The 23,834-nt window shown below is 73.6% G+C and carries 25 protein-coding genes; 10 read left to right on the forward strand and 15 right to left on the reverse strand.

From position 1 onward, the window contains the following. Positions 1-19: 19 nt before the first annotated feature. The 3 genes from IEZ05_RS25040 to IEZ05_RS25050 all read right to left on the reverse strand — a co-directional run bounded on the left by IEZ05_RS25040 (position 20) and on the right by IEZ05_RS25050 (position 3,086). A complete protein-coding gene (locus tag IEZ05_RS25040; RefSeq protein ID WP_229869849.1) occupies positions 20-1,195 on the reverse strand; it encodes an FUSC family protein in 1,176 nt (391 codons plus the stop codon). Between the two features lie 151 nt (positions 1,196-1,346). Then, a complete protein-coding gene (locus IEZ05_RS25045) occupies positions 1,347-2,003 on the reverse strand; it encodes an HAD family hydrolase (protein ID WP_189232510.1) in 657 nt (218 codons plus the stop codon). A 45-nt stretch (positions 2,004-2,048) separates the two neighbouring features. Continuing rightward, positions 2,049-3,086 carry a PHP domain-containing protein gene (locus IEZ05_RS25050; protein ID WP_189232511.1) on the reverse strand — a complete coding sequence of 346 codons (1,038 nt, stop codon included), beginning with the start codon at positions 3,084-3,086 and terminating at the stop codon, positions 2,049-2,051. 136 nt (positions 3,087-3,222) lie between these two features. On the opposite strand from IEZ05_RS25050, the gene IEZ05_RS25055 reads away from it, so the two are divergent. The 3 genes from IEZ05_RS25055 (at position 3,223) to IEZ05_RS25065 (ending at position 5,519) form a co-directional block, all read left to right on the forward strand. Beyond that, a complete protein-coding gene (locus IEZ05_RS25055; protein ID WP_189232512.1) occupies positions 3,223-4,032 on the forward strand; it encodes an SDR family oxidoreductase in 810 nt (269 codons plus the stop codon). A 50-nt stretch (positions 4,033-4,082) separates the two neighbouring features. Then, the gene (locus IEZ05_RS25060) at positions 4,083-4,319 is read left to right on the forward strand and encodes a hypothetical protein (protein ID WP_189232513.1); all 237 of its coding nucleotides are present in this window, start codon (positions 4,083-4,085) and stop codon (positions 4,317-4,319) included. A gap of 87 nt (positions 4,320-4,406) precedes the next feature. Then, positions 4,407-5,519, forward strand: coding sequence for an ABC transporter substrate-binding protein (locus tag IEZ05_RS25065; RefSeq protein WP_189232514.1), 1,113 nt, complete (start codon positions 4,407-4,409; stop codon positions 5,517-5,519). A 45-nt stretch (positions 5,520-5,564) separates the two neighbouring features. Here IEZ05_RS25065 and IEZ05_RS25070 read toward each other — a convergent pair whose 3' ends face one another. From IEZ05_RS25070 to otr(A), 4 genes are all read right to left on the reverse strand, one after another. Continuing rightward, positions 5,565-6,812, reverse strand: coding sequence for a glycoside hydrolase family 16 protein (locus IEZ05_RS25070; protein WP_189232515.1), 1,248 nt, complete (start codon positions 6,810-6,812; stop codon positions 5,565-5,567). 151 nt (positions 6,813-6,963) lie between these two features. Beyond that, positions 6,964-7,503: a VanZ family protein gene (locus IEZ05_RS25075; protein ID WP_189232516.1), complete on the reverse strand. Its 540-nt coding sequence runs from the start codon at positions 7,501-7,503 to the stop codon at positions 6,964-6,966. A 97-nt stretch (positions 7,504-7,600) separates the two neighbouring features. Continuing rightward, positions 7,601-8,263 carry a DUF4230 domain-containing protein gene (locus IEZ05_RS25080; protein ID WP_189232517.1) on the reverse strand — a complete coding sequence of 221 codons (663 nt, stop codon included), beginning with the start codon at positions 8,261-8,263 and terminating at the stop codon, positions 7,601-7,603. 110 nt (positions 8,264-8,373) lie between these two features. Beyond that, a complete protein-coding gene (gene otr(A), locus IEZ05_RS25085; RefSeq protein ID WP_189232518.1) occupies positions 8,374-10,257 on the reverse strand; it encodes a tetracycline resistance ribosomal protection protein Otr(A) in 1,884 nt (627 codons plus the stop codon). Between the two features lie 190 nt (positions 10,258-10,447). On the opposite strand from otr(A), the gene IEZ05_RS25090 reads away from it, so the two are divergent. Next, positions 10,448-11,401 carry a ribose-phosphate diphosphokinase gene (locus IEZ05_RS25090; protein ID WP_189232519.1) on the forward strand — a complete coding sequence of 318 codons (954 nt, stop codon included), beginning with the start codon at positions 10,448-10,450 and terminating at the stop codon, positions 11,399-11,401. Here the strand turns inward: IEZ05_RS25090 and IEZ05_RS25095 are convergent. Both IEZ05_RS25095 and IEZ05_RS25100 read right to left on the reverse strand, forming a co-directional pair. Then, positions 11,367-11,753 (reverse strand): anti-sigma factor antagonist, encoded by a 387-nt coding sequence (locus tag IEZ05_RS25095; RefSeq protein WP_189232520.1) that lies wholly within the window; start codon positions 11,751-11,753, stop codon positions 11,367-11,369. The genes IEZ05_RS25090 and IEZ05_RS25095 overlap by 35 nt on opposite strands. Before the next feature lie 125 nt (positions 11,754-11,878). Beyond that, positions 11,879-12,829, reverse strand: coding sequence for an NADP-dependent oxidoreductase (locus IEZ05_RS25100; RefSeq protein ID WP_189232521.1), 951 nt, complete (start codon positions 12,827-12,829; stop codon positions 11,879-11,881). A gap of 71 nt (positions 12,830-12,900) precedes the next feature. Here IEZ05_RS25100 and IEZ05_RS25105 point away from each other — a divergent pair, with 71 nt between their 5' ends. Next, a complete protein-coding gene (locus tag IEZ05_RS25105; RefSeq protein WP_189232522.1) occupies positions 12,901-13,869 on the forward strand; it encodes a GlxA family transcriptional regulator in 969 nt (322 codons plus the stop codon). Between the two features lie 168 nt (positions 13,870-14,037). Next, a complete protein-coding gene (locus tag IEZ05_RS25110) occupies positions 14,038-14,433 on the forward strand; it encodes a VOC family protein (RefSeq protein WP_189232523.1) in 396 nt (131 codons plus the stop codon). A 63-nt stretch (positions 14,434-14,496) separates the two neighbouring features. Here IEZ05_RS25110 and IEZ05_RS25115 read toward each other — a convergent pair whose 3' ends face one another. Both IEZ05_RS25115 and IEZ05_RS25120 read right to left on the reverse strand, forming a co-directional pair. Next, the gene (locus tag IEZ05_RS25115; RefSeq protein ID WP_189232524.1) at positions 14,497-14,799 is read right to left on the reverse strand and encodes a DUF4235 domain-containing protein; all 303 of its coding nucleotides are present in this window, start codon (positions 14,797-14,799) and stop codon (positions 14,497-14,499) included. Between the two features lie 76 nt (positions 14,800-14,875). After that, positions 14,876-15,901 (reverse strand): glutathione S-transferase family protein, encoded by a 1,026-nt coding sequence (locus tag IEZ05_RS25120; protein WP_189232525.1) that lies wholly within the window; start codon positions 15,899-15,901, stop codon positions 14,876-14,878. 122 nt (positions 15,902-16,023) lie between these two features. Between IEZ05_RS25120 and IEZ05_RS25125 the strand changes: the two genes are divergently transcribed. Beyond that, on the forward strand, positions 16,024-17,067 hold the full coding sequence (locus IEZ05_RS25125; RefSeq protein WP_373298848.1) for a cation diffusion facilitator family transporter: 1,044 nt from the start codon (positions 16,024-16,026) through the stop codon (positions 17,065-17,067). Positions 17,068-17,133: 66 nt separating this feature from the next. Here the strand turns inward: IEZ05_RS25125 and IEZ05_RS25130 are convergent, their stop codons facing one another. After that, positions 17,134-17,583, reverse strand: coding sequence for a nitroreductase family deazaflavin-dependent oxidoreductase (locus tag IEZ05_RS25130; protein ID WP_189232526.1), 450 nt, complete (start codon positions 17,581-17,583; stop codon positions 17,134-17,136). A 180-nt stretch (positions 17,584-17,763) separates the two neighbouring features. Next, on the reverse strand, positions 17,764-18,336 hold the full coding sequence (locus tag IEZ05_RS25135; RefSeq protein WP_189232527.1) for a TetR/AcrR family transcriptional regulator: 573 nt from the start codon (positions 18,334-18,336) through the stop codon (positions 17,764-17,766). A gap of 97 nt (positions 18,337-18,433) precedes the next feature. On the opposite strand from IEZ05_RS25135, the gene IEZ05_RS25140 reads away from it, so the two are divergent. From IEZ05_RS25140 to IEZ05_RS25150, 3 genes are all read left to right on the forward strand, one after another. Next, on the forward strand, positions 18,434-18,895 hold the full coding sequence (locus IEZ05_RS25140; protein ID WP_189232528.1) for a nuclear transport factor 2 family protein: 462 nt from the start codon (positions 18,434-18,436) through the stop codon (positions 18,893-18,895). Positions 18,896-18,926: 31 nt separating this feature from the next. Then, positions 18,927-19,469 (forward strand): flavoprotein, encoded by a 543-nt coding sequence (locus IEZ05_RS25145; RefSeq protein ID WP_189232529.1) that lies wholly within the window; start codon positions 18,927-18,929, stop codon positions 19,467-19,469. A 73-nt stretch (positions 19,470-19,542) separates the two neighbouring features. Next, a complete protein-coding gene (locus IEZ05_RS25150) occupies positions 19,543-20,511 on the forward strand; it encodes an aldo/keto reductase (protein ID WP_189232530.1) in 969 nt (322 codons plus the stop codon). A gap of 19 nt (positions 20,512-20,530) precedes the next feature. Here IEZ05_RS25150 and IEZ05_RS25155 read toward each other — a convergent pair whose 3' ends face one another. After that, on the reverse strand, positions 20,531-21,193 hold the full coding sequence (locus IEZ05_RS25155) for a DUF4232 domain-containing protein (RefSeq protein WP_189232531.1): 663 nt from the start codon (positions 21,191-21,193) through the stop codon (positions 20,531-20,533). A 106-nt stretch (positions 21,194-21,299) separates the two neighbouring features. Further along, positions 21,300-23,678: a SpoIIE family protein phosphatase gene (locus IEZ05_RS25160; RefSeq protein WP_189232532.1), complete on the reverse strand. Its 2,379-nt coding sequence runs from the start codon at positions 23,676-23,678 to the stop codon at positions 21,300-21,302. Positions 23,679-23,834: the final 156 nt, after the last annotated feature.

A 23,834-nucleotide genomic window follows, 5' to 3' on the forward strand; every position in this document is an offset into this window, starting at 1 on the left:
CGTTTTGGGGTGATCCGCGTCACTGCTCCCGGGGCTCGGGAACGATCTCGGCCCACAGGTTCTCGGCCTGGAGCAGCAGCGCGCCCAGCACCGACGCCTGTGCGGCGCCCTGCCCGGCGTGCTCCCGCAGCCCGTCCTGCAACCGCCGGTGCAGCTCCTCCATCGTCTCCTCCGTCGCCTCGGTCGCGTCCTGGGCGTCCTTGGCGTCCTCGGCGTCCTGGGGGTGAGCACCCGCGGTCTCGCCCAGCAGGCGACCGGCTTCCGTGTGGCAGGAGTCGCCGATCTGCTTCAGCAGACGCGCGTACAGGCCGAGGACCGGGCCCTCGGGCGTGGCCGGGGTGCGGTTCTCGTCGGCCGCCACCGACAGCGTCCGGGTGAGCGCCGTGATGTTGCCGGTGACCCGGGTCCACCGCTGGTCCTCCTCCTCGGGCGGCGCGGGCGGCGGCGCCCGGTGCAGCACCCGCAGCGGGCCGGACGTCAGCCGCAGGCTCTCCTGACTCCAGGACCGGGCCGACGTCAGCGCCTCCAGACGCCGCTGCAACCGCGCGGACTCGCCGGCCCACCCGGCCGCGGTCTGCGCGTCCCACTCGTTCTCCCGCAGGTCGCCCGCGATGGTGTGCAGGACGTCGCCCGCCTCCCGGGCCAGCGCCGCGAGGTTCTCCCGGACGTCCCGCAGATGGATCGGCGGCAGCACGAACGCGTTCACGGCGATGCCGATGACCGCGCCGAGCGCCGCCTGCCCCACCCGGTGCCCGACCGCGGACGCGGAGACCGGTGTCCCCGAGGCCAGGACGAACACCGCCGTGGTGGCCGCGTAGACGCCCTGCTGACCGAAGCGCGCCCAGTTGCCGAGCAGCATCAGCAACGGCAGGGACAGGGCCAGCGCCCCCGTGTTGTCGTCGGTGATCGCCTGGGCCGCGGAGGCCACCAGCGATCCGAGGCAGATCGCCCCGAACTGCTGTCCGGCCTGGCGTACGGAGCTGTAGACGGTGGCCTGGACGAGGACCACCGCCACCCAGGGAGCCATCAGCGCCATCGGATCGTCGAGCCAGACACCCGCCACGGCCCAGGCGAGCAGCCCCGCCCCCGCCGCCTTCAGCGACTGGACGACCAGATCGCGTTCCCGGCCGGGACCCCGCCAGGCGGCCAGGACGGCCTGCCCGACGGCAGCGGCCTCCCGCCGTACCCGGTCCACCGGCCGCGCTCCGCGGAGCGCCTGCGCCCCGGCCGTCCGCCACCGCCCCCGGCGCCCCGTCCCGCCGTCGTCCCCGGCCGTTCGCCTGGTGTCGCGTTCCACGTCCGTCATACGTGCCGTGCGGTGCCGTGCGTCCCCATGACCGGGCGGCTCATGACAGCGGGCTGTTCGCGAGGGAGGCCAGCAGGTCGGCCGGGTCCGCGTACACCGCGTCCGCGCCCGCCCCCTCCAGATCGGCGCGCGGCAGGCCGCCGCACAGCACGCCCACGCAGCGCACCCCGGCGCGGCTTCCCGCGCGCATGTCCCACACCGTGTCGCCGACGAACACCGCCCGCTCGGCCGGCACCCCGGCGAGTTCCAGGGCGTGCTCCACCGGCTCCGGCGAGGGCTTGCCCGCGTCGACGTCGTCGGCGCTCGCGGTCGCGGTGATCGCGTCGTCCGCGTCGATCGCCCGCCGCAGCGCGCCCAGCTCCGCACCGCCCGCCGAGGTCGCGAGGACGACCTTCCAGCCGTCGCCGGCCAGGCGCCGCAGCAGTTCCCCCGCCTCCGGCAGCGCCGGCAGCCGGTCGAAGTACTGCCCGTACAGCGCCTTGTGGGCGGCGCTCAGCTGCGCGTCCTGGTCCCTGTCCCGGTCCTCGCCCAGCAGATGGCCGATGAGGTCGGTGGAGGCCAGCCCCACCGCCCGGTGGACGGCGTGCATCGGCACCCGGTGGCCCGCCTGCCGGAACGCCTCCCACCAGGTCACCACGTGCAGATGATTGGTGTCGACGAGGGTTCCGTCGACGTCGAACACGGCCGCCCGTTCCATGCACCGTTCCTTCCTTCTCGCTGTGTGAGCCCGGCGGGTACCACGTCAGCCGCCCGCCACTCCGGCCGGTACCCGGCCCTCCCGGGTCCAGGCCAGCAGCTCGTCGAGCGACCAGGTGGTCACCACCCGCTCGGCGGGCACCCCGCACTCCTCGGCCCGCGCGCATCCGTGGATCTGCCAGTCCAGCTGCCCGGGCGCGTGCGCGTCCGTGTCCACCGAGAACAGCACGCCCGCCTCCACCGCCCGGCGCAGCAGCCGCCGCGGCGGATCGAGCCGCTCCGGCCGGCTGTTGATCTCCACCGCGGTGCCGGACTCCGCGCAGGCGGCGAACACGGCGTCCGCGTCGAACTCCGACTCCGGCCGGCCCCGTCCGGTCAGCAGCCGCCCGGTGCAGTGCCCGAGGACGTCCGCGTGCGGATCGCGGACGGCGGCCACCATGCGGCGGGTCATCGAGCGGGCGTCCATCCGCAGCTTGGAGTGCACGGACACCACCACGACGTCGAGCCGCTCCAGCAGCTCCGGTTCCTGGTCCAGCGAGCCGTCCTCGAGGATGTCGCACTCGATGCCGGTCAACAGCCGGAACGGCGCCCACGTCTCGTTCAGCTCCGCCACCACGTCCAGCTGTTCGCGCAGCCGCTCCGGGGACAGCCCGCGGGCCACCGTCAGCCGGGGCGAGTGGTCGGTCAGCGCCGCCCACGCGTGTCCGAGCGCCGCCGCGGCCCGGCCCATCTCCTCGATCGGGCTGCCGCCGTCCGACCAGTCGGAGTGCAGATGGCAGTCCCCGCGCAGCCGGGCCCGCAGTTCCTCGCCGCCGTGGGCGAGCGGTGCCCCGGCCTCGCCCTCCAGCTTCTCCAGGTAGCCGGGCACCTGCCCGGCCAGCGCCTCCCTCGCGACCTGCGCCGTCTTCGGGCCGACCCCCTTGAGGGACTCCAGCGAACCGGCCTTCGCCCGCTCGCGCAGCTCGGCGTCGGACAACTCGCCGAGCACCCGGGCCGCGGTACGGAAGGCGCGGACCCGGTACGTCGGCTCCTGCGACCGCTCCAGCAGGAAGGCGATCCGGTCCAGCGCCTGAACGGGATCCATCGCCACCTCCTCCTTCGGCACCTCCAGGGTTCCCCAGCGGGCCGGGGACCGCACGACGGCCCCGGCGGTTTGTCCGCGCGGGCCCTGGGTACTGCGATGCCCCGTCACACCGTCCGCACCGACGAGGAGGCCCGTCGTGCCCAGTCCCACGCCGACCGACACCAAGGTGGCCGTCGTCACCGGTTCCGACTCGGGGATCGGCCGCGCCACCGCCGTACGCCTGGCCGAGGCGGGCATGGACATCGGCATCACCTGGCACGCCGACGAGAAGGGCGCCGAACGGACCGCCGAGGAGGTCCGCGCCCTCGGACGCCGGGCCGAGGTCGCCCACGTGGACCTGACCCGGCTGCCCGGGGCCGCCGACACGGTGGACGCGCTGTGCGAACGGCTCGGCCGGATCGACGTCCTGGTCAACAACGCCGGCACCGGCACCGCCACGCCCTTCCTCGACCTCGGCCTCGACGACCTGCGCCACGTCCTGGACGTCGACCTGGCCGGGCCCTTCCTGTGCGGGCAGAACGCGGCCCGGCGCATGATCCGCCAGGGTGACGGCGGCCGGATCGTCAACGTGACGTCCGTGCACGAGCACCAGCCGCGGGTGGGCGCCGCGCCGTACTGCGCGGCCAAGGGCGGCCTCGGCCTGCTCACCCAGGTCATGGCGATCGAGCTGGCCGAGCACGGCATCACCGTGAACTCCGTGGCCCCGGGCGAGATCGCCACCCCGATGACCGGCCAGGAGGACACCGACCCGCACACCGAGCGCCGCCCCGGCGTGCCGCTCGGCCGTCCCGGCGACGCCCGCGAGGTCGCCGCCGTCATCGCCTTCCTCGCCGGGCCCGAGGCCTCGTACGTCACCGGCGCGTCCTGGAGCGTGGACGGCGGCATGCTCCGCATGGGCCCGATGGCCGGCTCGCATCTGACGAGCGACGACTGGCGACGCCCCTGAACGGGGAGTCCTGGAGGCCGCCCCCGGGGTTTGCGGCCTACCCTCTAGTCATGACCGAAATCGCGAGCCCGCACATCGGCAGTCCGCGGATCCTCGTGCTCGGGGTTCAGCCGGGCACGCCGCCGTTCCGGATCGTGGAGATCGACGGACAGGTGGTCGGAGAGGCGACGACCGTCATCGACGTCCTGGAGGCCGCCGCCGCCTTCGGCATCAAGGTCCACGACCTCGACGACCCCGACGTGGTCCGCTGGGTGGGCGGGGACAAGTTCACCTGGACGCCGCACTAGTCCCGTCCGGGCGGTCCCGCCGGGCGCGCGGCCCGGCAGTTCGGCGAACGGATAATCGGTTGCCCGCCGGCGCCGGCGGCGGATGCAATGTCCGGCATGGTCACCCAGGTGCGCCCGTCCCGGCGGGACGGGACGAACATCCGGATCGGAGCTCTCGTTCCGCTCACCCCGCCCGGCTGGGCCGAGGCGGGCCGGCACCTGCTCGCCGGACTCGAACTGGCCGTGCGCGAGGTCAACGACGGCGGCGGGATCCTCGACAGGCCGCTCGAGCTGGTCGTCCGGGACACCGCGGCCGACCCGGACAGGGCCACGGCGGCCGTCGAGGAACTGGCCGCCCTGGGTGTGGCCGCCCTGACGGGGGAGTATCACAGCGTCGTCGCCCGCGCCGCCGCCACCAGGGCCGACGCCCTCGGTCTGCCGTTCCTGTGCACGTCGGCGGTTCTGGACGCGCTCACCGACCGGCCCACGGACTGGGTCGCCCGCCTTGCCCCGGCGCAGTCCCGCGGCTGGCAGCTCTACGCGGACCACCTCCTCGAGGCGGGGCACAGCCGGATCGCCGTCGCGGCCCAGCCCAGCGTCTACTGGGCGTCCGGGACCCGCATCCTGCGGGACCGTCTCGCCCCGCACGGCGGCAGCGTCGTCGAGCTCGACGCGAGCACGCTGGATCCGACGGCCGTGTGCGACGAACTCGCCGCCCGTCGCGCGACGGCCCTCCTGCTGCTGGCCGGCCACCCGGAGCCCGCGGTGTCGCTCGTCAGGGCCGTCCGCCGCGACCCGCGCCTCGCCCAGGTCCTGATCGGTGCGCCGGCCGGACAACCGGAGTTCGCCGAGTGGGCGGCGTCGCTGGGCGACGACGGCGCCGCCGTCCCGTTCCTGCGCTACCTGCCCGAGCGGTTCGGCCCCCTCGGCGCCCGCGTCGAGTCGGCCCTGCGCGAGCGGCTGGCCGAAGCGCCCTCCTTCGTCGCCTTCGAGGGGTACGACGCCGTCCTCGTCCTCGCCGAGGTGCTGCGTGCCGGCGGCACGGACCGGGCGCGCATCGCCGCGTCCTGGCCGCGGGCCGCGGTCGAAGGCACCCGTGGACGGATCCGGTTCTCCCGCACGCCGGGCATCAGCGTCTGGCAGTGGACGTGGCCTCCCGTCCAGGTCGTCGACCGGGATCCCGCGCAGCCCGGTCGCTTCCGGATCCTCCGCACCGGCTGAGAGCACCGGGGGCCCGCGTACGGACCCCCGGTTCCCGGCGTCGCGTCAGCCGACCGTCCACTTCTGGTTGGCGCCGCCCGTGCAGGTCCAGATCTGCAGCCGGGTGCCGTTGGCCGAGCTGTTGCCGGTGGCGTCGAGGCACTTGTCGGCCTGCGGATTGACGATGTCGTGCGCGGCGGTGACGACCCAGCGCTGGGCGGCGCTGCCGTTGCAGTCCCACAGCTGGACGACCGTGCCGTCCGCGGTGCCGCCGCCGTTGACGTCCAGGCACTTGCCGAGCGCCCGGACCGTGCCGTCGGAGCCCACCGTCCACCGCTGGGCGGCGGTGCCGTTGCAGTCGTAGAGCTGCACCGGGGTGCCGTTGGCGGTGTTCGCGGCGGCGACGTCCACGCACTTCCCGGCCAGGCCCCGGATCGCGCCGCCGTTCGCCGAGTCGCTCGTCGTCACCGACACGTGGTCCACCACCAGCGTCTGCGGGAAGACCGTGGAGCCGTCCGGGTCGCCGGGCCAGTAGCCGCCGACCGCCAGGTTGAGGATCAGGAAGAACGGCTTGTTGAACACCCACTGCCGGCCGCCGAGGTCGGCCGGCGTGCGTGTCTGGTAGACGTTGCCGTCCACGGACCAGGTGATCGAGTCGGGCGCCCAGTCGACGGCGAAGGTGTGGAAGCCGTCCGCGAAGGCCTGGCCGCCCGGCAGGGTGTAGCCGGCGCCGATGCCGCCCGAGCCGGAGTAGCCGGGGCCGTGGAGGGTGCCGTGGACGGTGGAGGGCTCGAAGCCGACGTTCTCCATGATGTCGATCTCGCCCGAGTCCGGCCAGTTGACCGGTGTGCCGAGCATCCAGAAGGCCGGCCACATACCCTGCCCGCGCGGCAGCTTCATCCGTGCCTCCACGTGCCCGTACTGCGCGGTGAACTTCCCGGAGGTGTTGAGCCGGGCCGAGGTGTACTGGCAGGTGCCGTACCAGCACTGGTAGTTGGCCGGGTTCTCGCGGCGGGCCGTGATGACCAGGTGGCCCTGCCCGTCCAGAGCCGCGTTCTTGTTGCCGGACGTGTAGTACTGCCGTTCGTGGTTGTTGACGTTGTCGCCGGTCTCGATCTGCCACTTCGAGGAGTCGACGGCCGCACCGGCCGGGCCGTCGAAGGTGTCGGAGAACGTCACGGCGGCGGCCGCGGTGCCGGCGGTCCCGGCGGCTTCGGGGCCGGCCTGGGCGGGGCCGGTCACGAGTGACGCGGCCAGTCCGGCGGACAGGGCGGCGGCGAGGAGACATCTGCGGAGCAGGAGTGGGCGGGCCACGGCTCTCCCTTCCGTACGGCGTCCCGTGGGGGAGCGCCGGCAGAGGTGGGGGGTAAGGGTGTCGCCTCTTGATTTAAGAAGTGAGATAAGGGGCCGTCAATACTTTGGTACGGACCACTTGATCCCTTCTCGGGCCGGAGCCCGGCCCCGCTCAGTCGCGGGGCCGGCGCGCGTGCACCGCGCGGCTGGTCCGTCGGCCCAGGAGCAGGTAACCGATCAGTGCTCCCGTGCTGTTGAGGATCACGTCGTCGATGTCGAAGGCCCGCCCGGTGACCAGGGCGCCCTGCGCGAACTCCACCAGCAGCATCACCACGGCGGTCAGCAGCAGCACCCGCAGCACCCCGCGCGTGCGCGGCGCGACCACCGGGACCAGGACGCCGAAGGGAACGCCCAGCAGCAGGTTGCCGCCGATCTGCTTCACGGCGTCGCGCAGCGCGGGCTGGTCCAGATAGGCCCGCAGCGACCGTCCGGGATGCATGTTGGTGTGCGTCAGCGCCTCCGAGGCGGGGGAGGGGTTCAGGGTCAGCCGGGCCAGCACCGCCGCGAACGCCACCATGAACACGAACGCGCACGCCATCGCCAGCAGGCGCAGCGGGAGGGCGAGCGGGCGCCGTTCGCGCCGTTCGGCGTCCCGCGCCTTGGCGGCGCGGGGGCGCCACAGGGAACTCGGTCGTGAAGCGGCACGAGCCATTCGGTCCTCCAGTCGTCAACTTCCCCGCGTCCCCTGGGCGGTTACCCGCGAAGCCGTCGAGGATGCCGGGGCGTTCTCCCGGCCCGGGCGCTGCTGTTCAGGAGCCGTAGGCCACCCGCACCTCCTCGAAGCCGAGCGAGTGCAGCAGGCCCTGGAGCATCGCCGTGGTGTTGCCCTCGGCGCGCTCGGTCAGCTCGCTCTCCTTCGCGGCGTCGCCGATGTGCCGGGCCGCGAGCTTCTGCACCGCCTGCTCGCCGTTCGGGTTGTCCGAGAACAGATCGCCGAGCCGGTCGAGGAGGCCCCGCTGCTTGGAGACGGCGTACGAGTGCTCCGGGTCGAGGGCCGGTTCGCCCAGCGCGGCGTGCGGCAGCCGCAGCGTGGCCGACGTGCGGTCGCCGTCGACCGTCACGTCGTCCTCGCCCACCTTGCCGAGGTCGACGTAGGCGTCGACGGTCCCGGCACCGACGTACAGGGTGCGGGTGCCGCGTATCGCGTCGGGCAGGAACTTGGCGTCCTTCTCCAGATCCACGACGACCTGGAAGGAGCCGGAGGCGGCCTCGTAGCGGCTGATGTCCTGGATGGACTTCAGCAGCGCGGGCCCGGAACGGTCGTGGGTCTCGGAGCCGAACAGGTCCTTCAGGCCCGGCAGCACGCTGAGCCGCAGTCCGGCGAACAGGACGACGAGCACCAGCACGAACGCGCTCAGCGCCTTGGCCCAGCCGGGCATCCGCCCGGGGAGGCGCCTGATGGGAGTCGTCATGGGGACGGCCCTCCTTCCTACTGACCGCATGCCCCTCATCTCCCGGGCCAGGCTCGGCAGTTGGCGATCGGACAGGAGTGCCGAGGCGGGCGGGGGACCGGAGGCGGTGATCAGTGCGGTGGCCTCAGCGGCCGGTCCCGCGACGGCCGGGAGGACCACACCCCCTCCCCGCGCGTGAGCCCCGGCAGGCGCAGTTCGGCCTCCCGCACCCGCCGGGCCGGCAGGTCACCGGTGATCAGCCAGGCGGGGTCGCCACCCGTCGTCCCGGTGAAGTCCGCGCCCAGTGCCGCGAGATGGGCGGTCACGGACGCCAGGGCGTCCGGCGACACCTCCGCCTCGAACGCGTGGTACGGCTCGTAGAGGCGGGTCCCCGCCCGCCGCAGGGCGCGGCGCAGCACGATCGGGGTCAGCCCGCGGAAGTCCGCGGCCGTGCTGACCGGGGAGCTGAAACCGGAGCGGATCAGCGTCACCCGGTAATCGGTCACCGCGGCGCCGGCCAGGCCGGTCCGCAGCGTGGCGTGGACCGTCTCCTCCACGGCCTGGTGGAAGGCGCGGGGGAGCGCGCCGAGCTCCGTCTCGTGGGCGAACACGCCGCCCGAGCCGCGCGGCCCCGGCTCCACCCGCAGCCCGATCGTCGCCCAGTAGCGGGTGTGGTCGTGCCACGGCATCTCGTCGACGGCCTCACCGGTGCCGGCCGGGCGCTCCAGGAACCGGACGCGCCCCGGTGAGAACTCCGCCTCGATGCCGAAGTCCCCGGCCAGGGTCGCCGCGAGCACCTCCATCTGCACCTCGCCGTACAGGAGCAGGGCGGTGGCGCCGGACTCGGCCGGCCGGGCGTGCAGCAGCGGGTCCTGGTCGGCGAGGGCGAGCAGCGCCAACCGCAGCGGCGCCGCCTGCTCGGGACGCCGGGCCCGCACGAGGGTCTCCAGGGTCGGCGGCGCGAACTGCGGCGCCCGGTCGGTGACGCCGCCGAGCCGGTCGCCGACGCGCAGGACGGCCGGACCCGACAGGGCGGCGATGTTGCCCGCGGTGAGCGTTCCGGCCCCGCCGATCACCTCCAGGCGCGTCACCCGGCCGCGGACCTCGCCGGTCCGGCCGTCGGACTCGCGCCGCAGGAAGGTCAGCCGCTGACGCGGGCGCACCTCACCCTCGTACAGCCGCAGATACGCGGTCCGCTCACCGCCGGGTCCCGGGCGTACGGCGAACACCGTGCCGCGCGGTGCCGCGGGACCGGCCGCCGGCGAGCGGGCGGGGACCAGCCGGACCAGGCCCCGCGCCAGCTCCGCGACGCCCTGGCCGCCGAGCGCCGAGCCGAAGTACAGCGGGTGGAACGAGCCGTCGGCGGTACGGGCGGCGAGCGCGGCGCGCACCTCGTCGGCGGTCGGTTCCGGGCCGTCCACGACCGCCGCCAGGATGCCCGTGTCCACCTCGGCGAGCGCCTCGGCCGTACGGGCGCGGACCAGCGGGTCCGTCGGACGGCAGGGCCGCACGCGGGCACCGGCACCGCCGAGCCCGGCGGTGACCTCCGTCAGGGGTACGACGTGCGGGGTCAGCCGGTGCCGGATGTCGGCGAGCAGGCCCTCGCTGCGGGCACCGGCCCGGTCGATCTTGTTGACGAAGACGAGCGTGGGCAGCCGCAGCCGCCGCAGGGCGCGCATCAGGACCCGTGTCCGCGCCTGGACGCCCTCCACGGCGGACAGCAGCAGCACCGCGCCGTCCAGGACCTCCAGGGCGCGCTCGACCTCGGCGGTGAAGTCGGAGTGCCCGGGGGTGTCGATCAGGTTGACCTGGGTGTCGCCGACGGTGAACGCGGCGACCGCGGAGCGGACGGTGATGCCGCGCCGGCGTTCGATCTCGCCGTCGTCCGTACGGGTGTCCCCGGCGTCGACGCTGCCGAGCCGGTCGACGGCCCCGTGGTCGAACAGCAGCCGTTCGGTGAGGCTGGTCTTACCGGCGTCGACGTGGGCCAGAATTCCGATGTTCAGGGTGTGCATGCGGGGATGAGTCCTCGAGAACCGTGGGCCGGAAGGGGCACTGGGCGATGTCGAGGAGTCGGCGCATGCGAGGGATCCTGACCTGAGGGAACACGGACGGCGTCATCATGACGCCTTCCCCCGGGCCCGCCGCAACCGGATTTCCGTAAGCTGAGGTTCCGGCCGGACAGGATCACGCGAGGAGCGGTCCGTGCGAGACATCGCCGTGTTCAGCGGTAGTGCCCACCCCGAGCTGGCCGAGGAGGTCTGCGCGCAGCTGGGCGTGCCCCTCAGCCCCGTCCGGGTCAGCCGGTTCGCCAACGACTGCCTCGAGGTGCAGCTTCGGGCCAACTGCCGGGAGAGGGACGTCTTCCTGGTCCAGCCGCTGGTCAAGCCGGTGCAGGAGCACCTGGTCGAGTTGCTGCTGATGTGCGACGCGGCCCGCGGGGCGTCGGCCGGGCGCATCACCGTCGTCCTGCCGCACTACTCCTACGCCCGCTCCGACAAGAAGGACGCGCCGCGCATCTCGCTCGGCGGGCGGCTGGTCGCCGACCTGCTGGTGGCGGCGGGCGCCGGCCGGGTCCTCGCCATGACCCTGCACTCGCCCCAGGTGCACGGCTTCTTCCCGTTCCCGGTCGACCACCTGCACGCGCTGCGTGAACTGGCCGCGCACTTCCGGCAGTACGACCTGTCCCGCACCACGGTCGTCTCGCCCGACCTCGGCAACGCGAAGGAGGCCGCCGCGTTCGCCCGGCTGCTCGGCGCCCAGGTGGCGGCGGGCGCCAAGCAGCGGTACGCCGACGACCGGGTCAGCATCAGCGCCGTGATCGGGGACGTCACCGGGCGCGACGTCATCGTGCTCGACGACGAGATCGCGGGCGGCAGCACCGTGCTGGAACTCCTCGACCGGCTGCGGGAGCAGGGCCCGCGCACGATCCGGCTCGCCTGCACGCACGGGCTGTTCGCGGCCGGCGCGTTCGGCCGGCTCGGCGAACAGCCCGACGTGCTGGAGATCGTGTGCACCAACACCGTGCCCGTGCCGGCCGGCGACCACACGCAGAAGCTGCGGGTGCTGTCCATCGCCCCCGCGCTCGCCGAGGCGGTGCGCCGCATCCACAACGGCGAGTCGGTCAGCGCCCTGTTCGACGCCCCTGCGGCGGACTGACGCCGAGCACCTCCGCCAGGGTCGGCCGCGGGGGCAGCAGCCGTGCGAGTCCGGTGATCCGCAGCATGCGCAGCGTCAGCGGATGGGTGCACACCAGGTGCACCTGGCCGCCGCCGTCGAGCACCCGGCGCCGTGCCCGGTACAGCAGCCGCAGTCCCGAGCAGTCGAAGAACTCGACCCCGCCGAGATCGAGCACGACCAGAGCGCCGGGACGCCCCGTCTCCCGGTCCAGGTGCGGGACGATCTCGTCGGCCGACGCGATGTCGATCTCGCCGAGGAACTCCAGCACCGTGTGCCCCCGGTCGCGGCGGACGCGCAGATGCCTGGTGAGCGGCGCGGATTCCTGTCGCACGACGACAACGCCTCCAGTCTGCTCCGGGGGCCCAACTGCCCAACCTCACTCGAAAGTTACCCCGAACGAGCGCGTTTGAGCATGTTCGATTGACATATGTCATCGAACTCTCACAGCGAGGTCCGTCAGTCGACCACGAGGACCAGCTTCCCCGTCGTGCGGCCCGTCTCACCGAGCTCGTGGGCCTGGGCCGCGTCGGCCAGCGGGAACGTCTTCTCGATCGTGGCCCGCAGCCTGCCGGACTCGACCAGGCCGGCGATCTCCCGCATGTCGGCCCGGTCCGCGTCGACCAGCATCCGCACCGCTCGCACGCCGAGCCGCTCGGCCTCCTGGAAGAACTCGTCCGAACCGACCGGCAGGATCGACACCACGATCCCGCCCGGCCGCAGCACGCGCAGGGACCGCAGCGAGGTCTCGCCGCCGATCGTGTCCAGCACGACGTCGACGTCCTTCACGGCCTCGGTGATGTCCGTCTCGCGGTAGTCCACCGTCTCGTCCGCGCCGAGGGAACGCAGGAACTCGTGCTTGCCCGCGCTCGCCGTGCCGATCACGTGCGCGCCCCGGGCCTTGGCGATCTGCACCGCCACATGTCCCACGCCGCCCGCGGCGGCGTGGATCAGCACCCGCTGCCCCTCCCGCAGGTCCGCCCGCTCCACCAGCGCCTGCCACGCCGTCAGCGACACCAGCGGGAGCGCGCCGGCCTGGACGTGGTCGATCCCGGCGGGCTTGTGGGTGAAGGTACGGGCCGGGGCCGTGACGTACTCCGCGTGGGAGCCGTGGCCGAACGGGTACGACAGCATGCCGAAGACCTCGTCGCCCGGCCGGAACGCGGCGACGCCGATCCCCACCGCCTCCACCACGCCCGAGACGTCCCAGCCCAGGACGAAGGGCGGCTCGCCGAGGAAGCCGCCGTTCGCCCGGTGCTTCCAGTCGGTCGGGTTCACTCCGGCGGCACGCACCCGTACCAGCACCTCGTTCGGGCGCGGCTCGGGACGTTCCAGCCGTACCTCACGCAGCACCTCGGGACCGCCGAGGGTGTCCTGGCTGATGGCTCGCATCGTTTTCACACCGCTCATGCTGACCCAGCCTGCCGTTCGCCGCCCCTCAGGGAAATGGCATGATTGCCACGCTCCGATAGAATCGTGCCATGCGGCAGACGAAGCGCCCCGCGGGGCGGACCGAACGGGTCGTGGTGCTGGCACTCGACGGCGCCTATCCCTTCGAGCTGGGCATCCCCAGCCGGATCCTCGGCGCCGCCGACGGCCGGTACGAGGTGCTCACCTGCACCGTCGACGGCCGGCCGGTGCGCACCGCCGCGGACTTCACCCTCACCGCGGACCACGGACCCGAGATCCTGGACTCGGCCGACACGGTGGTCGTGCCCGCCGTCTCGCCCTCCCTGGTCACCGACGAACCGGCTCCCGAGGTCATCGCCGCCCTCGCGCGGGTCCGCCCCGACGCCCGCATCGTCTCCATCTGCACCGGCGCCTTCGTGCTGGCCGCCGCCGGGCTCCTGGACGGCCGCCGGGCGACCACCCACTGGCAGCTCGCCGACCTGTTCCGCCGCATGTTCCCGCGCATCCCCCTCGACCCGGACGTGCTCTTCGTGGCCGACGGCCGCATCATCACCTCGGCGGGCGCGGCCTCCGGCGTCGACGTCTGCCTCCACCTCGTGCGTGAGGACCACGGCAGCGAACTGGCCAACAAGGTCGCCCGCCGCTGTGTGGTCCCGCCCTTCCGGGACGGCGGACAGGCGCAGTACATCGAGCAGCCGGTGCCCGAACAGGGCGCCGCGAGCACGGCGGCGACCCGGGCCTGGGCCCTGGACCACCTCGGCGAGTCCCTGACGCTGGCCCGCCTCGCCGCGCACGCGCGGATGAGCCTGCGCACCTTCGCCCGGCGCTTCCACGACGAGGTCGGCATGAGCCCGGGCCGCTGGCTGACCCAGCAGCGCGTCGCCCGGGCCCGGCATCTGCTGGAGTCCAGCGACCTGCCGGTCGACCGGATCGCCGGCCAGGTCGGCTTCGCCACCGGCGCCTCGCTGCGTCAGCACCTGCACGCGTCGATCGGTGTCTCGCCCCAGGTGTACCGGCGGACGTTCCAGTCGGCGGGCTGAGCCGGGCGCGGCGGACCGGCCTCTCGCCCTCACTCGTGAGAGGCGGTCAGGAGGCCTGCCGCGCAAGGCCGTTGACCGGTGCCCGACTGAATCCGCCGGGCCGGGATATGCGCAAGGTAGTGGGCCGCGGGGCCCGACGCCCCGTGCCCGGAATCCCTCGGAGGAGACATGGCACTGGTCAACGCGGGCGTCGTGGTGCTCGACTGCGCGGAACCCGAGAAGCTCGCCGAGTTCTACAAGGCGCTGCTGGGCGCGGAAGAGACCGACGTGTCCGCCAACCGGATCGAGATCAAGGCCCCCGGGGGCTTCCGCATGGCGTTCCGGCGGGACGTCAACGCGACCCCGCCGAGCTGGCCCCGCCCGGAGAACTCCCTCCAGGCCCACCTGGACTTCGTGGTGGAGGACCTGGACGAGGCCGAGCGCGGGGTCGTGGGGCTCGGCGGACGTCCGCTGGAGGCCAAGGACGCGGCGGGCCCCCACGAGGAGCGCGGCTTCTCCGACCCGGCGGGCCACTCCTTCACCCTGCGCCGCAGCACGCCGCCGACGGCACCCAAGCAGGGCTGAGGCCCCACGGCCCGGGTGCCGTCGGCGCGGTGAGTGCGGCGGAAGGGCCGGACTCCGGTCCGGTCAGTCCCGTCCGCCCTTGTCGCCGACCGGCCAGACCCCCGTCGAGCGCTCGATCGCCTTGGCGCCCGTCCGGTCCACGGCACTGCGCACCGCGGCGAAGATGGCGCCCTGGACCGCAGCGGCCAGGAGGATCTCACCCCAGCCGCGGTCCGGGTCCAGGGCGTCGGGCGCGTCGTCCTCGTGCCGGATCAGCTTCCACGTCTTCTGGAAGGCCATTCCGGCCAGCGCGCCGCCCGCCCAGCCCAGGACGAAGCCGACGGGCTTGTACGCGAGGGGGAGCTTCTGCTTCTTCTTCTTGCCCACTGGGTCTCCTTGGGGTTCGCCGAGTGATGTCGGGTTCGTTGTGTGCGTCGGGACGTGACGGGCACGGCCCGCGGGTTCAGGGCCTGCCGGCCGCCGGTACCTCCTCGCCGGCGGGTACCGGCCCGGGCGGCGTGCCGTCGCCGAAGGGGCGGCCGCCCAGCTCCTGCCGGTGGTGCGGCGTGAGCCAGCCGGACGGGTCCGGGCCCAGCGGCACGATGCCGGTCGGATTGATGCCGGTGTGGACCTGGTAGTAGTGGCGCTTGATGTGGTCGAAGTCGACGGTGTCGCCGAAGCCGGGCGTCTGGAACAGGTCGCGGACGTAGGCCCACAGCACCGGATTCTCCGCCAGCTTCCAGCGGTTGCACTTGAAGTGGCCGTGATAGACGGCGTCGAAGCGCACCAGCGTGGTGAACAGCCGGATGTCCGCCTCCGTGATCGTGTCGCCGACCAGATAGCGCTGCCGTTCCAGCCGGGGCGTCAGCTGCTCCAGCCGGCGGAACACGCCCGCGCAGGCGGCCTCGTACTCCTCCTGCCCGGTGGCGAAGCCCGCCCGGTACACACCGTTGTTGACGTCCCTGTAGACGCCGGCCATGACCTCGTCGATCTCGTCGCGCAGGGCGTGCGGATACAGGTCGGGCGCACCGGGCCGGTGCAGGGACGTCCACTCGGTCGCGAGATCCAGGGTGATCTGCTGGTAGTCGTTGGTCACCAGCCTCCCGCTGGGCACGTCCACGACCGCCGGCACGCTCACCCCGCCCGGATAGCCGGTCTCCCGCTTGTCGTAGGCCTCGCTGAGGAAACGGATGCCGAGGACCGGGTCGCGGTCGTCCGGGTCCAGGGTGAACCGCCAGCTGCGGTCGTCCTGGATCGGGTCGGTGATCGCCAGGGACAGGGCGTCCTCCAGGCCGAGCAGCCGCCGGGACACCAGGGCCCGGCTCGCCCACGGACAGGCGCGGCTGGCCACCAGCCGGTAACGCCCGGCCTCCACCGGCCAGCCGTCGCGCCCGTCCGCGGTGATCCGGTCGGCGAAGTGGCTCTTGGACCGTTTGAACGCCTTCCTGCCGTAGCCGCTGTTGCCGGGCGTCCCGTCGTCGCCGCTCATGGGACGTACCTCCCTGTCGTCGGTGGGCCCTGGTAACGCGTTCCCCGTTTTCGGCCGTCGGCACTGGTGGGCCACCCACAAGGCGGGTGTGAGCCCGGCGGGCCGGGGGCAGTCGGCGAATCGTGAGCCGGACTACCTCGAACACCACAGCGAACGAACAGACCAGCGACGGAAAGGACGACGGGGCCGGCGGCGAGACCGCGGGAGGGTCCGCCGGCAAGGCGGACCGCAGGACGCGGATCACGGTGCTGGTGGCCCTGGCGGCCAACCTGGTGATCGCGGTCGCCAAGGCGGTCGGCGGCTTCCTCGCGGGTTCCCCCGCGCTGCTGTCGGAGGCGGCGCACTCGGTGGCCGACAGCCTGAACGAGGTCTTCCTCCTCGCCGCGCTGCGCCGCAGCCGCCGCCCCGCCGACCGCCGCCACCCCTTCGGATACGGCAAGGAACGCTTCTTCTGGTCCCTGCTGGCGGCCGTCGGCATCTTCGTCATGGGCGGCTGCTTCTCGTTCTTCCAGGGCATCGAGGCCCTCCGGACGGGCGCGGAGGAGGAACTCGGCGGCTACGTGGCCGGACTGATCGTGCTCGGCGTCGCCCTGATCGCCGAGGGCGCCTCGCTGCTGCGGGCGCTGCACCAGGTGCGCGGGCAGGGCGGGGTCGCCGCCGGGATGCGCGACCCGGCCCTGCGCACGGTCGTCGCCGAGGACGGCACCGCGGTGCTCGGCGTCACCCTCGCCATGATCGGCATGGTCCTGCACATGGTCACCGGACAGGTCGTGTGGGAGGCCGGCGCCTCGCTCGCCATCGGCACGCTGCTCGTGTACGTGGCCTACCGGCTGGGCCGCGAGGCCCGCGACCAGCTGATCGGCGAGGCCGCGGATCCGGAGGCCAGCGGCCGCATCCGCGCGCTGCTGCGGGCGCAGCCGGAGATCGACAGCGTCGAGGCGCTGTTCACCATGAAGACGGGCCTCGATTCCACGCTGGTGGCCGCCCGCATCGACCTGGTGCCCGGCCTGGACAGCGAGCGGGTGGAGGAGGTGTCCGTGCGCATCAAGAGGTCCATCGCGCGAACCGTCCCCGAGGCCCAGCAGATCTTCCTCGACGTCACCGACCGGCCCGCGCGCGAGGCAGCGGAAAGCCCCGCCGCGACGGGGGAACGCGGCGGGGCCTGACCCTCGTGTGCCCGGCGCCGGCCGGGCCATGCACGCGGATCCGGAACTTTCTCGTCCGGCCCGGGATCAGTTCCCGCCGGCCGGCTCCAGCACGAAGACCGGGATCTCCCGGTCCGTCTTCTTCTGGTAGTCGGCGTACGTCGGGAACGCCGCGACGGCACGCTCCCACCACTCGGCCTTCTCGGCGCCGGTGACCTCACGGGCCGTCATGTCCTGCTTCACCGGGCCGTCCTGGAGCTCCACATGGGGATCGGCCTTGACGTTGTGGTACCAGACGGGGTGCTCGGGCGCCCCGCCCAGGGAGGCGACCACCGCGTAGCGGCCCTCGTGCTCGACGCGCATCAGCGGCGTCTTGCGGATCTTCCCGCTGCGGGCGCCCCGCGTGGTCAGCACGATCACGGGCAGGCCCGTGTCCAGGAGGGTCGTCCCCTGCGTGCCGCCGGAACTCTCGTACAGCTCCACCTGCTCGCGCACCCACTGCGTCGGGCTGGGTTCGTACTCGCCCTCAAGAGGCATGGTTTCCGTCCCATCGTCACGTCGTACGGTTGCTCGGCACCGCGGTCCGACACCGGCCGGTGCACGATCCATCCATACCCCATCCCGGCGGTGGACCGCCGCCGACCGCGCGAGGCGAGGTGCGCGACGGCGGGTTCGGCACCGTCCGGACCGCCCGGCCGGGAGCCGGACGCCGTGCCGTCACGGCGCCGGTGCGTCCGCCCCGGCGGCCGTTAGCAGCACCCGGGCGGCTTCCCGCGCCTCCCGTGCGGGCTCCGGGCCGCCCGTCAGGCCCGCCGTCGTCATGGCGCCCTCGGCCAGCAGGAACAACTGCCCGCCCACCGCGGCGGGCAGCCCCGCCTCGGCCGCCAGAGCGTCGAGGAACTCCCGGAACGCCTGCTTGTGCGCACGCACGTGCTCCGCGATCCGGGGCGAACCGGCACCCAGCTCGCCGTACGCGTTGAGCCACGCGCAGCCGCGGAAGTCCGGCTCGGCGAACCACTGCCCGAGCCAGTCGAAGACGGCCAGGATCCGGGGGCCGGCCCCCTCGTGCCCGTCGACGTACCGCGCCAGCCGGCCCCGCCAGCGCACGTCGCGCCGCTCCAGGTACGCCAGCACCAGCTGCTCCTTCGCCGGGAACAGCTGGTAGAGGCGCTTGAGCGAGACGCCCGAGGTGGCGCGGACGTCGTCCATGCCGACGGCCCGGACGCCCCGCCCGTAGAAGAGCGCCTCCGCGGCGTCCAGCGCCCGTTCCCGGGCGGCCTCGCTGTCCATGAAGGGCCTCTTCCTTGACGTGAGAACGATCGTTCTCCTACCGTAACAGCCACGGTGGAGAACGATCGTTCTCCAGCCTGTCGACGGAGGGTTCGCCATGACCACCGACCGCCCGCCCCTGCCACCGTTCAGCCGTGAGACCGCCGCCCGGAAGGTGCAGGCGGCCGAGGACGCCTGGAACACCCGCGACCCGCACAAGGTCGCGCTCGCCTACTCCGAGGACTCGGTCTGGCGCAACCGCGACACCTTCCTCACGGGCCGCGCCGCCATCGTCGAGTTCCTGACCGCCAAGTGGGCGCGCGAGCGCGAGTACGCGCTGCGCAAGGACCTGTGGGCCTTCGACGGCAACCGCATCGCCGTCCGCTTCCAGTACGAGTCCCGCGACACCGACGGGCAGTGGTGGCGCTCCTACGGCAACGAGCTGTGGGAGTTCGACGAGCACGGCCTGATGACCCGGCGGGAGGCGAGCATCGACGACGTCCCCATCGCCGAGGCGGACCGCCGCATCCACGGCCCGCGGCCCGAGGCGGAGCGAGGGCTGTCCTTCCCCCTGCGGTAGGCCCTGCCGGCCGGTTGAGTAGGGTTCCGGCGTGACCCGACCGGCCCGAAGCACCGAGAAGCCCTTCCTCTACGTCGTCGTCTGCGCCGCCGGGGTGGCCTCCGGCGTCGGCAGGCTGATCACCGCCGCACAGGAACGCGGCTGGGAGGTCGGCGTCTTCGCGACCCCTCTCGCCATGGACGGCTTCTTCGACGCCGCCGCCGTCGAGGCGCAGACCGGCCGCCCGATCCGCTCGGCCTGGCGCCGGCCGGGCGACGCACGGCCCTTCCCGGCGCCCGACGCCGTCGTGGTCGCGCCCGCCACCTTCAACACGGTCAACAAGTGGGCCGCGGGACTGGCCGACACCCTCGCCGTGGCCACCCTGTGCGAGGCGTGCGGCCTCGGCGTCCCCGTCGCCGTCCTGCCCTGCGTGGCCGACGCGCTGGCCACCCATCCCGCCTACCGGGAGAGCCTGGAACGGCTGCGCGGGATGGGGGTGCGCTTCGGCGACCCGTACCAGGGACAGGACGAAACGGACGGCGGCCGCCCGGAGTTCGGCTGGGAACGGGCCCTCGACCTGCTCCGGGAGCACTGACCCGCGCCGGACCCGGGCCCGCACGAGGACGTACGCTCGCCTGGTACCGATCCGGAAGGCAGGAGCAGCAACGATGCAGTACGTGAAGCTCGGTTCGACGGGACTGGACGTGTCGCGGATCTGTCTGGGGTGCATGACCTACGGCGTTCCCGAGCGCGGCACGCACGAGTGGACCCTCGACGAGGAGGCCTCGCGCCCGCTGATCCGGCAGGCGCTGGAGGCCGGTGTCACCTTCTTCGACACCGCCAACGTCTACTCGGACGGCACCAGCGAGGAGATCGTCGGCAAGGCGCTCGCGGACTTCGCCCGCCGGGACGAGATCGTGCTCGCGACCAAGGTGAACGGCCGGATGCGGCCCGGGCCCAACGGCGCCGGACTGTCCCGCAAGGCCGTCATGACCGAGATCGACCACAGCCTGCGCCGCCTGGGCACCGACTACGTGGACCTGTACCAGATCCACCGCTTCGACCCCCACACGCCGGTCGAGGAGACGATGGAGGCGCTGCACGACCTGGTGAAGGCGGGCAAGGTGCGCTACATCGGGGCCAGTTCGATGTACGCCTGGCAGTTCTCCAAGATGCAGTACACCGCCGAGCGGCACGGCTGGACGAAGTTCGTGTCCATGCAGAACCACTACAACCTCCTCTACCGCGAGGAGGAGCGCGAGATGCTGCCGCTCTGCGCCGACCAGGGCGTCGGTGTGCTGCCCTGGAGCCCGCTGGCCCGCGGCCGCCTCACCCGGGACTGGGGAGCGGCGACCGGGCGCAGCGCCACCGACGCCTTCGGCAGCACGCTCTACCAGGAGGGCGACCGCGCCGTCGTCGAGGCCGTGACCCGCATCGCGGCGGACCGCGGCGTACCGCGCGCCCAGGTGGCCCTCGCCTGGCTGCTGCACCAGGACACGGTGACCGCGCCGATCATCGGCGCCGCCGAGCCGCGGCACCTCGAGGACGCCGTGGCGGCGGTCGGACTCACCCTCTCCGACAAGGAGATCGAGGAGCTGGAGCGGCCGTACGCGCCGCACCCGATCGCCGGTCACTGACCGCGGGGCGACCGGGCGTTCAGGGGCCCGTTCCGGGGGCCAGGGCGGTGACGGACACCGACGACTCGTTGCCGCCCACCGGGACCTCACCGGCCGTCCACGTCACCTCGAGCGGATCCCGCTCGTCCGGCGGGGTGACGAGCAGCTCCGCCGGGGCCGCGGTGCGGGCGCCGCTGATCTGCGGGCTGGAGAACGACAGGCCGGCCCACGCGCTGCCGCCCGGCACCAGCGTGACCGTCCGCGGCGATTCCGGTGCGCGCTCCGGGTCCGGGCCCAGCTGCTTGCCGGACGCGTCCACGAAGGCGGCGCCCGGATAGCCGTACAGGGTGCAGGTGCGCTCCGAGGTGTTGGTCAGCACGACCGGGAAGTTGCGCTGCCCGGCGCCGGGGTCGACGCGGCCGACCGAGGCGCGCAGCTCGGAGGTGTGGCAGCGGCCGTCGGTGCGGGCGGAGGCGGACGCGGAACCGGCGGTGTCGGTGGGCGCGGTGCCCGCCGTCGGTGCGCCGCCGGGGCTCCGGTCCGGAAGCGGGCTGGTGCTCGCACCGGCCGAGTGCTCGGCGCGGCCGGACTGCGTCGTGCTCGCCGTGCCGCTGTCGGTGCCGCAGGCGGTCAGCATGCCGAGCACCGCGACCGCGCTCGCCAGCAGGGCCGTCCGGCCCCCGGGCTGGGACGTCTTCGCCATCGCTTCTCCACACTCCCGTGAGGTCGTCGCGCACGGTCCGGCACGGGTGCCGGACGGCACGCCCTGCCTTCGAGTGTCCCCCGGCAGGGGCGCGGAAACCGCGGGGTCACTCCTCCTCGAGCAGGGCCAGCTCCGCCCAGATGGTCTTGCCCTCGGCGGTGTGCCGGCTGCCCCAGCGCTGGGTGAGCTGGGCCACCAGCAGCAGACCGCGCCCGCCCTCGTCCCACGTCTTGGCCCGGCGCAGGTGCGGCGCGGTGTGGCTGGTGTCGGAGACCTCGCAGATCAGCGTGGTCGCGTCGTGGATCAGCCGCAGCCGGATGGGCGGCGAGCCGTACCGGATGGCGTTGGTGACCAGCTCGCTCACCACCAGTTCGGCGGTGAAGGAGGCCTCCAGCAGTTCCCAGGCGGACAACTGCTCGACGACCTGCTTGCGGATGGGGGCGACCAGCGACGGGTCGGCAGGAATGTCCCAGGTGGCGACCTGGCCGGCGGGCAGCCCCCGGGTGCGGGCCAGCAGCAGCGCCACGTCGTCGGCGGCGCCGCCGGTCGGCAGCAGCGCGTGCAGCACGCGGTCGCAGGCGGCGTCCAGCGAGCCGGCGGGGACGGCCAGGGCGTCCCGCAGCAGCACCTGGCCGTCGTCGGCGCTGCGGTCACGGCTCGTGACCAGGCCGTCGGTGTAGAACGCGAGCACGCTGCCCTCGCGCAGTTCCAGCTCGGCCGACTCGAAGGGCAGGCCGCCCACCCCGAGCGGCGGACCGGAGGGCAGTTCGAGCTGCCGGGGCGGGCCGTCCGGCGGGACGAGCACGGGCTGCGGATGCCCGGCCCGGGCCAGGGAGCACTGCCGGGACACCGGGTCGTAGACCGCGTACAGGCAGGTGGCGCCGACCTCGCCCGTGCCGTCGCCGCCGGACTCCTCCGACAGCCGGACGACCAGGTCGTCGAGGTGGGTGAGCAGCTCCTCGGGGGTCAGGTCGATGTCGGCGAGGGTGCGCACGGCGGTACGCAGCCGGCCCATGGTGGCCGAGGCCTGGATGCCGTGGCCGACGACGTCCCCGACGACCAGCGCGACCCGCATCCCGGACAGGGGGATGATGTCGAACCAGTCGCCGCCCACCCCGGAGCGGGCCGCCGGGAGATAGCGGGAGGCCGCCTCCAGCGCGGCGGTGGGCGGCAGCCACCGGGGGAGCAGGCTGCGCTGCAGCATCAGGGTCGTCTCGCGCTCGCGGGAGTAGCGGCGGGCGTTGTCGATGCAGACGGCGGCGCGGGCGCTGACCTCCTCGGCCAGCAGCACGTCGTCGTGCGTGAACGCGTACGGGTGGCGGAACCGGGTGAAGACCGCGATCCCCAGGGTGGTGCCGCGGGCCTGCAGCGGGACGGACATCGTGGAGTGGATGCCGTACTCCTCGATCCGCCCGACCCGGACGGGGTCCCACTCCCGCCACCGTTCGAGGTCGCCTGAGGGCACCGCGGCGACGACCGCGTGCCCCGCGACCAGGCACTGGGCCTGCGGTGACGCCGCCGGATAGACGTCGAGGCGGCCCGGCTCGGCCACCGCCTCCGGGCATCCCGGGTTGACCGACTGGTGGGCCGTCCGGCGCAGGGCGACGGGCGGCGTCGGCGTGGCGACGGGATCGCCACCGTGCTCCGGCGGGTCCAGCAGGTCGACGCTGACGAAGTCGGCGAGCGTGGGGACGCACACGTCGGCCAGCTCCTGGGCGGTGCGGGTGACGTCGAGAGTGGTGCCGATGCGCACGCTGGCCTCGTTGACCAGCTGGAGTCGTTCCCGGGCGAGGTGCTGCTCGGTGAAGTCGTGGGCGCTCACGCAGACACCGCGCACCTCGCCGTCGGAGCCGGTGAGCGGGGCTACACGGGCGAGCCAGGCGTGGGCGCGGCTCTCCCCGGGAGCCTTGAGATACGTGTGCATGTCGTGGCCCTGGCCGGTGGCGAGCACGCGCCGCATGTGCTCCTCCAGCTCCGCGGCCTGGGTCCGGCCGCCGAGGTCGGTGGCCCGCAGGCCGCGGATGCGGTCCGGAGGGAGCTCGAAGAGCCGTGCCATGGCGTCGTTGACGCCGCGGATGCGGAGCTGGTCGTCGAAGATCATCGTGGCGCAGGGCGACTGGGTCAGGGCGGCTCTCACCAGCGGGTCGTCCGGCTGTTCGGGGCCACGGTCCAGCGGAGTGACGGCCAGCCAGGTGCCGGGCCCGTCCTCCTCGGCGGGCCGGTGGCGGGCGAGCACCCACACGGACACCGTGTGGCCGTCGCGGTGCCGCAGCGCCAGCGTCCCGTTCCAGCGCTCGGCACCGGGCTCGAGGGCCGGGCCGTCGGCCTCGTCGGCCAGCAGCTCGGCGGCGGGGCGCCCCACGACGTCCGCGGCCGGGTGGCCCAGCAGCAGACGCGCGCCCTCGCTCCACTCCCGTAGTGTGCCGGATTCGTCGACGACGACGCGGGCCGCGGCGGCATCGTCGTGCGGGTTGACCGGACTCATCGTCGCCACTCCATTGCGCACACCCACAGTGAACAGCGCGTCACCTGGCCCCAGCCTAGTGCGTCCGGGCCTCGCGCGGACCCGAACCAGCGGGCTCGCGAGACCCCCTCGGCGCAGGGGTCACACAACGGCTGGGGCGCCCGGGACAGAAAGAGC

This window comes from Streptomyces flaveolus (genome assembly GCF_014648815.1).
Taxonomy (GTDB): domain Bacteria; phylum Actinomycetota; class Actinomycetes; order Streptomycetales; family Streptomycetaceae; genus Streptomyces; species Streptomyces flaveolus.

Coding starts and splice junctions, on each gene's coding strand:
- IEZ05_RS25045 (WP_189232510.1), bottom strand. CDS start 2,003: ATGGAACGGGCGGCCGTGTTCGACGTCGACGGAACCCTCGTCGACACC.
- IEZ05_RS25050 (WP_189232511.1), bottom strand. CDS start 3,086: ATGGATCCCGTTCAGGCGCTGGACCGGATCGCCTTCCTGCTGGAGCGG.
- IEZ05_RS25060 (WP_189232513.1), top strand. CDS start 4,083: ATGACCGAAATCGCGAGCCCGCACATCGGCAGTCCGCGGATCCTCGTG.
- IEZ05_RS25065 (WP_189232514.1), top strand. CDS start 4,407: ATGTCCGGCATGGTCACCCAGGTGCGCCCGTCCCGGCGGGACGGGACG.
- IEZ05_RS25075 (WP_189232516.1), bottom strand. CDS start 7,503: ATGGCTCGTGCCGCTTCACGACCGAGTTCCCTGTGGCGCCCCCGCGCC.
- IEZ05_RS25080 (WP_189232517.1), bottom strand. CDS start 8,263: ATGACGACTCCCATCAGGCGCCTCCCCGGGCGGATGCCCGGCTGGGCC.
- IEZ05_RS25100 (WP_189232521.1), bottom strand. CDS start 12,829: ATGAGCGGTGTGAAAACGATGCGAGCCATCAGCCAGGACACCCTCGGC.
- IEZ05_RS25105 (WP_189232522.1), top strand. CDS start 12,901: ATGCGGCAGACGAAGCGCCCCGCGGGGCGGACCGAACGGGTCGTGGTG.
- IEZ05_RS25110 (WP_189232523.1), top strand. CDS start 14,038: ATGGCACTGGTCAACGCGGGCGTCGTGGTGCTCGACTGCGCGGAACCC.
- IEZ05_RS25120 (WP_189232525.1), bottom strand. CDS start 15,901: ATGAGCGGCGACGACGGGACGCCCGGCAACAGCGGCTACGGCAGGAAG.
- IEZ05_RS25130 (WP_189232526.1), bottom strand. CDS start 17,583: ATGCCTCTTGAGGGCGAGTACGAACCCAGCCCGACGCAGTGGGTGCGC.
- IEZ05_RS25135 (WP_189232527.1), bottom strand. CDS start 18,336: ATGGACAGCGAGGCCGCCCGGGAACGGGCGCTGGACGCCGCGGAGGCG.
- IEZ05_RS25140 (WP_189232528.1), top strand. CDS start 18,434: ATGACCACCGACCGCCCGCCCCTGCCACCGTTCAGCCGTGAGACCGCC.
- IEZ05_RS25150 (WP_189232530.1), top strand. CDS start 19,543: ATGCAGTACGTGAAGCTCGGTTCGACGGGACTGGACGTGTCGCGGATC.
- IEZ05_RS25155 (WP_189232531.1), bottom strand. CDS start 21,193: ATGGCGAAGACGTCCCAGCCCGGGGGCCGGACGGCCCTGCTGGCGAGC.
- IEZ05_RS25160 (WP_189232532.1), bottom strand. CDS start 23,678: ATGAGTCCGGTCAACCCGCACGACGATGCCGCCGCGGCCCGCGTCGTC.